Source organism: Bradyrhizobium hipponense (genome assembly GCF_008123965.1).
Classification (GTDB): Bacteria; Pseudomonadota; Alphaproteobacteria; order Rhizobiales; family Xanthobacteraceae; genus Bradyrhizobium; species Bradyrhizobium hipponense.
Map to the genome: position 1 here is coordinate 1 of NZ_VSTH01000288.1, position 1,874 is coordinate 1,874.

The following is a 1,874-nucleotide window of genomic DNA, read 5'->3' on the forward strand; positions in this document are numbered from 1 at the left end:
GGGGCAGTTGCGCGAGCGGCAGCTATTGTAGGAGATCCGCCGCTCTCCGCAGTGATCGCACTGCTCGACATGGCCACCGAGCGCGGCCGTTCGGCAGCGCTCGATCGCCGTCATTGCTGCACGTCGTTCGGTCGATAGAGACCTCCAGTGCTGCTCGCGCCAGGCAGCACCATAGCGGCGGAAGATATCCGCCACTTCCGGACCTGAGCGTCCCATGGGGCCGCCGTCAGAAATGTTCAGGCGGCGGCGGTGGTGGTGCCTTAGGGATTGGGCGCGGCAGCAGCTCCAGCGGGCTGGTCGCCGCGCAGACTTTGTTCGTGGCTATCCGGAGATATTGCGCGGTTGTGGACAGGCTGCGATGGCCAAGCAAGAGCTGGATGGTGCGAAGATCGGTGCCGGCCTCGAGTAGATGGACGGCGAAGGCATGCCGCAGCGAATGCGGCGTCACGGGCTTGGCAAGGCCCGTTAACCGATGCGCCTTGCTGCAGGCGTCCTGCACCGCGTTGGTCGATATCGGCTCGTTGGGGATACCGCCGGGAAACATCCACGTGCTCGGCCGGACGGCGCGCCAATAGTCGGTCAGTGTCTCCAGCAACCGTGCCGAGAGCATGACGTAACGGTCCTTCTTCCCCTTGCCTTGATCGACGTGTAGCACCATCCGCTGTCGGTCGATGGCTCCCGGCTTTAGGCGTACCGCTTCGGAAATGCGCAGACCGGCGGCGTAGCATGTTGTCAGGATAACTTGATGCTTGAGGCTCTCCACGCAGCCGAGGAAGTGCAGCACCTCTTCGGGGCTGAGGATGACGGCGAGTGTCTTGGGCGCCTTTGGACACGGAATGATGAGGTCGAAATCCCATTCGAAGCCGAGCGTGACACGGTACAAGAAACGGAGCGCTGAGACGGTCACGTGGATCGACTTCGGCGCCAACTTCTTCTCGTTCGTCAGATAGACTTGGTAGGCGCGGACATCTTCCGGCCCAAGCAAAGCCGGCGACTTCGCAAAATGGCGGGCGAACTGCGAAACCTGCAGCAGATAGGAATCCTGCGTATGGGGTGACAAGTTGCGGATCTGCATGTCGTTTATCATGCGCAACCGAAGCGGGGTCATTGAAGGCTCCTTGGCAAAAACGAAAACTGCCCGAGGGCAGCAACGCCATCTTGCTCGAAGCCAAGCCTATGAACGCTGCAAATTACGTCTCACCATGGCACGCCAAAGCAGTTACAGTTGCTTCAGCCGCATTCCTTCATCCGACGATGGGCCACTCTTGCCGAGTGTTCTGCCGCGGAGCGGCTTCGTCCAAAGGGCTTTAAGACGATGGTCGTGTTGGATCGCATAAAAGCGGGCTTTGCCGTACCAGTCGAAGCTCCCCCGGAGGATTGACCGCTGATTCAGGTTGTTCATACCGCGGATCGCTGCGTTTGCCTTTCTTCGCGAACGCTAACGACGCGCAAGACCATCAAACCGAGCCACGGTCGAGGCCTTGCAAGGCCGAGCGAGACAACCTGAAAAGGCGGCCACGACAAAGCCATCGCTTGTATCAACGCTGGTCGGAGTCTGGCTCGGGGGTCAGCGGCGCGCCCCCGACCGAGACTGGCCCTTCTGGTTTAGAGGGCTGGATCAGTCTCTTTGCTGGCCTCAAAACGGGATGGGGTGCCGGCGCAGAAGGAGTCGGTGGCAAGACGTAGCGACGGGTAGATTTCTGCAAAGACACAATATTCGCAGTCAGCGCCTCGATCTGATCCGCCATCCGTTTCAAATCGGCTTGCTGCGCACCGATGTTGTGATTGAGCTCTGCGATTTCAACAATTGCCCGCCGTTGCCCCGATCGAATCTCCGAGAGAGCGTCCCTATCCTAAGGGCCCGTCCATAAACA

The 1,874-nt window shown here is 60.1% G+C and carries 2 protein-coding genes; both read right to left on the reverse strand.

The genetic code is table 11. The annotated features are described in order from the left end of the window. Positions 1-216: transposase zinc-binding domain-containing protein (locus FXV83_RS41965; RefSeq protein ID WP_187436553.1), on the reverse strand; the 216-nt coding region annotated here is incomplete at its 3' end. Positions 217-226: 10 nt separating this feature from the next. Further along, positions 227-1,108, reverse strand: coding sequence for a site-specific integrase (locus FXV83_RS41970; RefSeq protein ID WP_148745846.1), 882 nt, complete (start codon positions 1,106-1,108; stop codon positions 227-229). Positions 1,109-1,874: the final 766 nt, after the last annotated feature.

Excerpts from the sequence above, each read along its gene's own strand:
- FXV83_RS41970 (WP_148745846.1), bottom strand. The coding sequence starts at position 1,108 with ATGACCCCGCTTCGGTTGCGCATGATAAACGACATGCAGATCCGCAAC.